7 protein-coding genes and 1 pseudogene are annotated in these 8,291 nt (G+C 65.8%); 1 reads left to right on the forward strand and 7 read right to left on the reverse strand.

Translation table 11 applies throughout. The features are described 5' to 3' along the window. Window positions 1-123: 123 nt before the first annotated feature. Window positions 124-603: pseudogene (locus DBR23_RS07690) on the forward strand (GGDEF domain-containing protein); the annotation flags it as partial. 359 nt (window positions 604-962) lie between these two features. Here DBR23_RS07690 and dgoD read toward each other — a convergent pair. From dgoD to DBR23_RS07725, 7 genes are all read right to left on the reverse strand, one after another. Next, window positions 963-2,111 carry a galactonate dehydratase gene (gene dgoD, locus DBR23_RS07695; RefSeq protein WP_108497839.1) on the reverse strand — a complete coding sequence of 383 codons (1,149 nt, stop codon included), beginning with the start codon at window positions 2,109-2,111 and terminating at the stop codon, window positions 963-965. 57 nt (window positions 2,112-2,168) lie between these two features. Continuing rightward, entirely contained in the window at window positions 2,169-2,828 is a 660-nt protein-coding gene (locus DBR23_RS07700; RefSeq protein WP_108497840.1) for a 2-dehydro-3-deoxy-6-phosphogalactonate aldolase, read from the reverse strand. Continuing rightward, window positions 2,825-3,874, reverse strand: coding sequence for a 2-dehydro-3-deoxygalactonokinase (locus DBR23_RS07705; protein WP_108497841.1), 1,050 nt, complete (start codon window positions 3,872-3,874; stop codon window positions 2,825-2,827). Before DBR23_RS07705 ends, DBR23_RS07700 begins: the two co-directional genes overlap by 4 nt. Before the next feature lie 11 nt (window positions 3,875-3,885). Beyond that, window positions 3,886-4,824 carry a dihydrodipicolinate synthase family protein gene (locus tag DBR23_RS07710; RefSeq protein WP_108497842.1) on the reverse strand — a complete coding sequence of 313 codons (939 nt, stop codon included), beginning with the start codon at window positions 4,822-4,824 and terminating at the stop codon, window positions 3,886-3,888. Window positions 4,825-4,936: 112 nt separating this feature from the next. Next, complete coding sequence (locus tag DBR23_RS07715; RefSeq protein WP_108497843.1) at window positions 4,937-6,670, reverse strand: IlvD/Edd family dehydratase; 1,734 nt, start codon at window positions 6,668-6,670, stop codon at window positions 4,937-4,939. A 34-nt stretch (window positions 6,671-6,704) separates the two neighbouring features. Next, window positions 6,705-7,742, reverse strand: coding sequence for a galactofuranose ABC transporter, permease protein YjfF (gene yjfF, locus DBR23_RS07720; protein ID WP_108497844.1), 1,038 nt, complete (start codon window positions 7,740-7,742; stop codon window positions 6,705-6,707). After that, the coding region (locus DBR23_RS07725) for an ABC transporter permease (protein ID WP_369882096.1) at window positions 7,739-8,291 on the reverse strand (553 nt) is incomplete at its 5' end. The genes DBR23_RS07725 and yjfF, both read right to left, overlap by 4 nt.

Raw genomic sequence — 8,291 nt, forward strand, 5'->3', positions numbered from 1 at the left:
TGGAAGGCTGCGCTGACCCGCTTTACCATTCAGTTCGGAGACCGCATCTCCGTCAACTGAAGTCCGAACCGTTTACACAAAAATTCGGACACGCCCCGGAAGTCTCAGTACGACGCACATCACGATAGCCTCACGGGGTTACCCAACCGGACGCTGTTTCGTCTCTCAGTTGCACAGAATTTGGCGCTTTGCGAACGCAACAATGACGAGCTTTGTGCTCTTTTCATCGACCTGGATGGGTTCAAGGCCGTGAACGACACGCTAGGCCACGCAGCTGGAGACCAGTTGCTGCGCGAGGTGTCGCAGCGCATTGCCAAGGCCTGCCGGACATCTGATATCTGTTCGCGACTCGGGGGGGATGAGTTCGCTGTGGCTCTGATCCATTCGAGTCTGGAGCAGTCGCGTGTATTCGCCACCCGGTTGGTGGAGTTGATTTCGCAACCCTATTTTCTGGATGGACACCGTGCAGAGGTGTCAGCCAGCATTGGCGTATCCCACTTCCCGGGCACTGCGACAGATGTGGATACGTTGTTGCGCAAGGCAGATCAAGCGATGTATGGCGCCAAGGCCGCAGGCAAGCGGCGCGTACGGACCGCCATTTAGCTTGCAGGAGCTTTCCGTCGCCATCCAGGACCTGAGACGGAACGGACTCCTTCCAAGCTGTCATCTGCTTTGATGCGCACTGGGCTCACGGGGGCAGCCTCACTAAAGGATGGAGATTTCCGCCACTGCCGTAGTTGGAAGCAACAGGAGGAGACCGCAAACGATGCGGTCATCCGCGTCTCCGTCCTTCTGTGAGCAGAGTGGAGGTGTCAACGATTGAGTTCAAAGAACTTCTCTGCGGCGATGTTGAAAGACAACCTTCGCATTGAACAGCTCTTATCTCACGGCGGCTTTGACGGCGGCTTGCACTCCAAAGCAGCCCCTCACCACCGAATCCACTGACGAAGATCCCAACCTGCTCACCACTCCGCAAAACTTCCATCCCGGTGCCGCCACACCGGGTTCCTCCACCGGTGCCCCTCCTGCGCCCGCTCGCGCACATACTCCTCGTTCACCTCAATCCCCAAGCCCGGTCCGTTCGGGATGGCGACCATGCCGTCCTGGTACGCAAACACCCCGGGGTTGGACACATAGTCCATCAGGTCATTGGCCTGGTTGTAGTGGATGCCCAGGCTCTGCTCCTGGATGAAGGCGTTGTAGCAAACCGCGTCCAGCTGCAGGTTGGCGGCCAGGGCAATGGGGCCCAGCGGGCAGTGCAGGGCCAGGGCCACGTCGTAGGCCTCGGCCATGCTGGCGATCTTGCGGGTTTCGGTGATGCCGCCTGCGTGCGACGGGTCGGGCTGGATGATGTCCGCATAGCCGCCTTGCAGCACGCGCTTGAAGTCCCAGCGCGAGTACAGGCGCTCGCCCAGGGCGATGGGGGTGGAGGAGATGCGGGCGATCTCCTTCAGCGCCTCTTCGTGTTCGCTCAGCACAGGCTCTTCGATGAACATAAGCTTGTAGGGCTCCAGCTCCTTGACCAGCACCTTGGCCATGGGCCGGTGCACGCGGCCGTGAAAGTCCACGCCAATCCCCACATTCGGCCCCACGGCCTCGCGCACGGCGGCCACGTTTTGAAGGCAGCGCTCCACCTTGTCGTAGCTGTCCACGTACTGCACCTCTTCGGTGCCGTTCATCTTCACGGCCGTGAAGCCGCGCGCCACGGCGGCCTGGGCAGCGGCGGCCGTCTCGCTGGGGCGGTCTCCGCCAATCCAGCTGTAGACCTTGATGTTGCTGCGCACATTGCCACCCAGTAGCTCGGACACGGGCACGCCCAACGCCTTGCCCTTGATGTCCCACAGGGCCTGGTCTATCCCGGCCAGTGCGCTCATGTGCACGCCGCCGCCCCGGTAAAAGCCGCCCCGGTACAGCACGGTCCAGTGGTCTTCGATGTGGCGTGGGTCTTTGCCAATGAGGTAGTCAGCCAGTTCATCGACCGCAGCGGCCACGGTGTGCGCGCGGCCTTCCAGCACGGGCTCGCCCCAGCCAGTGATGCCTTCGTCCGTTTCGATTTTGAGGAAGCACCAGCGCGGCGGGACGATGAACGTGGTGAGTCGGGTGATCTTCATGGGGGCTGGGCAGTCGGTTCAGAAATGCTGGGTTGTCTGGAACGAGTAGGGGGCGGTTCAGGCCGTGGCGGGCGCGGTGCCAAAGGACGCCTGCCACGCCCGCGCAAACGCTGCGGCTTTGTGCGCCACCTCGGGGGCCTGGTCACCGGGCCGGTACAGGGCCGAGCCCAGGCCAAAGCCGCTGGCGCCTGCTGCGGCATAGGGCGCAATGCTCTCGGGCACGATGCCGCCCACGGGCACCAGCGCCATGGGCGGCGTGATGACGGCGCGCCAGGCCTTGAGCACATGGGGCGGCAGCGCCTCGGCCGGGAACAGCTTGAGCATGTTGGCGCCCGCTGCCAGCGCGGCATAGGCCTCGGTCAGCGTGGCCACGCCGGGCGCGCAGGCCATGTCGGCAGCGCGGGCGGCCCGGATCACGTCGGGGTCGCTGTGGGGCATGACGATGATCTGCCCGCCGGCTGCCGCCACATCGGCAACGGCATCGATGGAGAGCACGGTGCCTGCGCCCACGAGGCAGTCGGCGGGCAGTGCATCGCGCAGCGCGCGGATGCTGGCCAGCGGCTCGGGGGAGTTGAGCGGCACTTCGATGATGCGGAACCCTGCGTCGTACAGCGCGTGGCCGATGGCCACCACCTCGTGCGGCTGCACGCCGCGCAGGATGGCGATGAGCCCGCAGCGCTGCAGGATGTGGAACAGGGCTTTGTCGATGGGGTTCATGCAGCCAGGCTCCCGGCGGTGAAGGGGTGTGAGGGGGAGGGTGCGGGCGCAACGACCAGCCCTGCCGCCAGCGCGATCTGCCACAGCCCGGTGGCCGTGGCCTGCGTGGCGATGGTGGGTGCGGCAAAGCCATGGGTCTGCAGCGCGACGGCGTAGCGGCGGCACAGGTCGGGCTCTCCGCAAAGCACCAGCGTTTGTGGTCTGGTCTGCGTCTGATCCTGCACCCGGGCCAGGCTGGCGACCTCGTGCCCGATCAGCAGGCCCGAGAGGTAGTCCGCTTGCGCGGTGGACGCCAACGCGCCTGTTAGACCCAGCGTGCGTGTGCTGAAGATGTGCGACAGCAGGCCCAGTGCGGCATCGCTGCCCCGCGCCACATCCAGCCCGCGCACAAAGGCGTCGTCGTCGGGTACGGCAGCGGCCTGCATGGTTTTGCCCAAGATGGTGTGACCGCGCAGGGCCGCAAACACCTCGCCGGTCATGAAGGTGTGGAACTGCTCGATGTGCCCCTGGCGTGCCAGTACCCATTTGCTGTGCGTACCGGGCAGGCCGATGAGCACGGGCGCGTCTGCAGGCAGTGCAAGGCCCGCCAGCACGCCCAGCACCTGGGTTTCTTCACCGCGCATCACATTGGGCAGCGCGCCCGGTTGCAACAGGCCAGGCACGATGTGCAGCGGCGGTCCATCGCGCCGCGCCACCAGCGTCAGGCCCCGCGCCAGTGCATCGAGGGAGGTGGGCGCGGGCAGGTACTTGGCCTCGCGCCAGCCTTGGGCGCTGCCCACCATGCCGCAGGCCAGCAGGGGCCGGCCGGGTGCGGCGGCCAGCCAGTCGCCGCAGGTGTCTTGCAGCGCGCGTTCAAAGGCGGCGCCGGGCTCCGTATCAGATACATCGCTTGCGGCCGGGGGCAGGTTCATGATGCCCCAGGGGCGGTGCCGCGTCTCCAGCACTTCGCCATGCGCGCCCATGCGGAAGGCGCGCAACGCGCTGGTGCCCCAGTCCAGGGCAATGAGGCCCGCTTCGGCGGGCACCAGAAAACGTGCAGGCGCCATGAGTGTCCTGCTTAACGTGCCCAGCGCAGCACCAGCGGGTCAAGCCGCCGCGCGATATCGATCAGGCCGCGCCGCACTTCGGGGTGCATGGCCGGGAAGGGGTGGCGGCCTGCCTCGCAGGCGATCACGCCGCCTTCTTTCATCAGTGCCTTGGCGGTCAGGATGCCGCCCTGGCGGTTCTCGTGGTTGATCAGCGGCAACCAGCGCTGGTAGAGCGCAAACGCCTGGTCCATGTCGCCCTGGCGGTGCGCCTCGATGATGGGGCGAATGCCGTCGGGGAAGGCGCCGCCCGTCATTGCGCCCGTGGCACCGGCATCCAGGTCGGCCAGAAGCGTGATGGCTTCTTCACCGTCCCATGGGCCTTCGATGGCGTTGCCGCCCAGGCGGATCAGCTCGCGCAGCTTGCTGGCCGCCCCGGGCACTTCGATCTTGAAGTAGGCCAGGTTTTCGATCTCCTGCGCCATGCGGGCCAGGAACGGGGCCGACAGCACGGTGCCGCTGGCGGGTGCGTCCTGCACCATGATCGGGATGCTGATCGCATCGGACACACGGGCATAGAACTCGTAAATCTGCGCCTCGGGCACGCGGAAGGTGGCGCCGTGGTAGGGCGGCATGATCATCACCATGGCCGCGCCCATGTCCTGCGCGGCGCGACTGCGCTCGGCGCACACGCGGGTGCCGTAATGGGTGGTGGTGACGATGACTGGTACGCGGCCGGCCACATGCTCCAGCGATGTACGGGTGAGGACCTCGCGCTCCGCATCCGACAGCGAGAACTGCTCTGAGAAGTTGGCCAAGATGCAGACGCCGTCCACCCCAGCGTCGATCATGAAGTCGAGGCAGCGCTTCTGGCTGTCGAGGTCGAGTGTGCCGTCCTCATGAAACGTGGTGGGCACGACGGGGAAGATGCCTCGGTAGCGAGGGTTCTGGAGGGAATGGGTGGCTGGCATGGCGGGTGCGGGTAAAAATTTGAGTGAAATGTGCCTATAGCGCTAGTCGAATATGCACTGGCAGCTATTGAATCTGTAGCAATTGAGTGCTGCGAGCGTCTCAAAGGGCGCATCAATGTGAGTGGCGGGGCACAGCGGCCCCCCGGCAGCCGACCAAGAAGTCAAAGTCGCACCCATCGTCGGCCTGCAACACGTGGTCCACATACAGGCGCTGGTAGCCACCGCGCCCGCCGTTGTCCGTGCCCGCCAAGGCAGCCAGGCGTGCGGCCAGTTCCTCGTCGCTGATGTCCAGGTGCAGGCGGCCGTTCTCGCAGTCCAGCTCGATGAAGTCGCCATCGCGCACAGCAGCCAGGGGGCCGAGTGCAGCGGCCTCGGGCGCTACGTGCAGCACCACGGTGCCGTAGGCGGTGCCGCTCATGCGGGCGTCGGAGATGCGCACCATGTCCTTCACGCCCTGGCGCAGCAGCTTGGGCGGCAGGCCCATGTTGCCCACCTCGGCCATGCCGGGGTAGCCCTTGGGGCCGCAGTTCTTGAGCACCATCACGCAGCTGGCGTCGATGTCCAGGTCTTCATCGACGATGCGTTCCTTATAGTGCTCCAGGTTCTCGAACACCACCGCGCGGCCCCGGTGTTTGAGCAGCTCGGGTGATGCGGCCGAGGGCTTGAGCACCGCGCCACGCGGCGCCAGGTTGCCGCGCAGGATGCAGATGCCGCCGTCGGCAATCAGCGGGTTGTCGATGGGGCGGATGACCTCGTCGTTGTACTGCGGTGCTTCGCGCACGTTGTCCCACAGGCTCTTGCCGTTGACGGTGAGCGCGTTGGGGTGGGGCAGCAGGCCGTTCTCGCCCAGGCGGCGCAGCACGGCGGGCAGGCCGCCCGCGTAGTAGAACTCTTCCATCAGGAAGCGGCCCGAGGGCTGCAGGTCCACCAGCGTGGGCGTGCCACGGCCAATGCGCGTCCAGTCCTCCAGGTCCAGCTGCACGCCGATGCGGCCTGCGATGGCCTTCAGGTGGATGACCGCATTGGTGGAGCCGCCGATGGCGGCGTTGGTGCGGATCGCGTTCTCGAAGGCTTCGCGCGTGAGAATTTTGGAGAGCGTGAGCCCTTCGTGCGCCATCTCCACAATGCGCTTGCCGGACATGTGGGCCAGCACATAGCGGCGCGAGTCTACGGCCGGTATGGCCGCGTTGTGCGGCAGCGAGGTGCCCAGCGACTCGGCCATGCAGGCCATGGTGCTGGCCGTGCCCATGGTGTTGCAGGTACCGGCGGAGCGGGACATGCCGGCCTCGGCCGCAAAGAACTGGTGCTCGTTGATCTCGCCCGCCTTCAGCGACTCGTGCAGGCGCCACACGGCGGTGCCCGAGCCGATGTCCTTGCCGTCGAGCTTGCCGTTGAGCATGGGCCCGCCCGTGACCACGATGGCGGGCACATCGCAGCTGGCTGCGCCCATCAGCAGCGCGGGCGTGGTCTTGTCGCAGCCCACCAGCAGCACCACCGCGTCGATGGGGTTGCCGCGAATGGCTTCTTCCACATCCATGCTGGCCAGGTTGCGCGTGAGCATGGCCGTGGGCCGCAGGTTGGATTCGCCGTTGGAGAACACCGGGAATTCGACGGGGAAGCCACCCGCCTCGTAGATGCCGCGCTTCACATGCTCGGCGATCTTGCGAAAGTGGGCGTTGCACGGGGTCAGCTCGGACCAGGTGTTGCAGATGCCGATCACGGGGCGGCCGTCAAAAGCATGGTCGGGGATGCCCTGGTTCTTCATCCAGCTGCGGTACATGAAGCCGTTCTTGTCGGCCGTGCCGAACCATTCGGCGGAGCGGAGTTTGCGCTTGGGGGTGGTCATGGTGGGGTGCGAGAGAAAGAGGAGAAATGAAGAGTCAACGGGCCTTGCCCGAGCGGCGCGAAAGCAGCCGCTGCAGCAGACAGAAAGCGAACAGCAGCACACCAACGACGATGCGTGTCCACCAGGAGCTGAGCGTGCCGTCGAAGGAAATCAGGGTCTGGATGATTCCGAGCATGAGCACGCCAAACAGCGTGCCCGCCACATAGCCCACGCCACCCGTGAGCAGCGTTCCGCCAATCACCACGGCGGCAATCGCGTCCAGCTCCATGCCCACGGCATGCAGGCCGTAGCCCGACAGCATGTAGAACGTGAACACCACGCCCGCCAGCGCCGAGCAAAAGCCCGAGAGCGTGTAGACGCCAATGAGCGTGCGGCGCACCGGCAAGCCCATGAGCACAGCCGAGTGCTCGCTGCCGCCCACCGCATACACGCTGCGGCCAAACGGCGTGCAGTGCGCCACAAACAGGGCCACCAGCAGCACGGCGATGGCAATGAGCGCGCCCAGCGAGAGCGATGCGCCTTCCCACAGCGGCAGACGCCACTGGGCCAGCTCGGAGTAGCCCTCGTGGGTGATGCTGATCGAGTCGATGCTGATCAGGTAGCACAGCCCCCGCGCCAGGAACATGCCTGCCAGCGTGACGATGAAGGGCTGCAGCTTGAAGCGTTCGATGAGGAAGCCCATGAACGCGCCAAATGCTGTGCCCATCAGCAGCACCAGCGGGATGGCGACCATGGGGTTCCAGCCCCGGTGTTCCACCAGCGCGGCCAGCACCATGGTGGTCAGCGCCACCACCGATCCTACCGAGAGGTCGATCCCGCCCGACAGGATCACGAACGTCATGCCCACCGCCACGATGATGAGGAAGGCGTTGTCGATCAGCAGGTTGAGGAACACCTGGGCCGAGAAGAAACCGGTGTACAGCACCGAACCCAGCGTGGCCATGGCCACGAACAGCGAGATGGTGGCTGCCAGCGGCAGGTACTTGGGGTTGAACCGCGCGCGCTCGGCGGTGGCCTGTGGGGCAGGGGGGCTCACGGTGCTGAAGCCTGCGGTCTTGGGTACGGCGCTCATTGCAAAGCTCCCGCGCCGGGGCGGCGTGCCAGGGCGCCCACTTGCGCCCGGAACTCGGGCGACTGCAGCAGCATCACGATGAACACCGCCACGGCCTTCACCACCAGGTTGATCTCGGGCGGCACGCCCAGCGAGTAGATGGCGTAGGTAAGCGTCTGGATGATGAGTGCACCAATCACGCTGCCCACCAGGCTGAAGCGGCCGCCCGTGAGGGCGGTGCCACCCAGCGTGACGGCCAGAATGGCGTCCAGCTCCAGCAATTGCCCGGCGTTGTTGCCGTCCGCGCTTTTCACGTTGGAGCTGATGAGCAGCCCCGCAATGCCTGCGCAGACGCCGCAGAAAACGTACGCGGCCACGATGAGCCGCCCTGCCTGGACACCCGCCACCCGTGCCGCCGTGGGGTTGATGCCCACCGCCTGGATGAACAGGCCCAGCGCTGTGCGCGTGATGGCGAGGTACAGCACCACGAAGACTGCGGCCACTACGAACACAGAGAACGGCAGCCCCGCCAGGTACCCGCCCCCCATGAAGAAGTAGGGTGTGTAGTAG

Origin of the sequence: Acidovorax sp. HMWF018 (genome assembly GCF_003061035.1) — a bacterium.
Classification (GTDB): Bacteria; Pseudomonadota; Gammaproteobacteria; order Burkholderiales; family Burkholderiaceae_C; genus Acidovorax; species Acidovorax delafieldii.

What these genes read in the sequence shown, in the direction of transcription:
- dgoD (WP_108497839.1), bottom strand. Translation starts at nt 2,111, where the DNA reads ATGAAGATCACCCGACTCACCACGTTCATCGTCCCGCCGCGCTGGTGC.
- DBR23_RS07700 (WP_108497840.1), bottom strand. Translation starts at nt 2,828, where the DNA reads ATGAACCCCATCGACAAAGCCCTGTTCCACATCCTGCAGCGCTGCGGG.
- DBR23_RS07705 (WP_108497841.1), bottom strand. Translation starts at nt 3,874, where the DNA reads ATGGCGCCTGCACGTTTTCTGGTGCCCGCCGAAGCGGGCCTCATTGCC.
- DBR23_RS07710 (WP_108497842.1), bottom strand. Translation starts at nt 4,824, where the DNA reads ATGCCAGCCACCCATTCCCTCCAGAACCCTCGCTACCGAGGCATCTTC.
- DBR23_RS07715 (WP_108497843.1), bottom strand. Translation starts at nt 6,670, where the DNA reads ATGACCACCCCCAAGCGCAAACTCCGCTCCGCCGAATGGTTCGGCACG.
- yjfF (WP_108497844.1), bottom strand. Translation starts at nt 7,742, where the DNA reads ATGAGCGCCGTACCCAAGACCGCAGGCTTCAGCACCGTGAGCCCCCCT.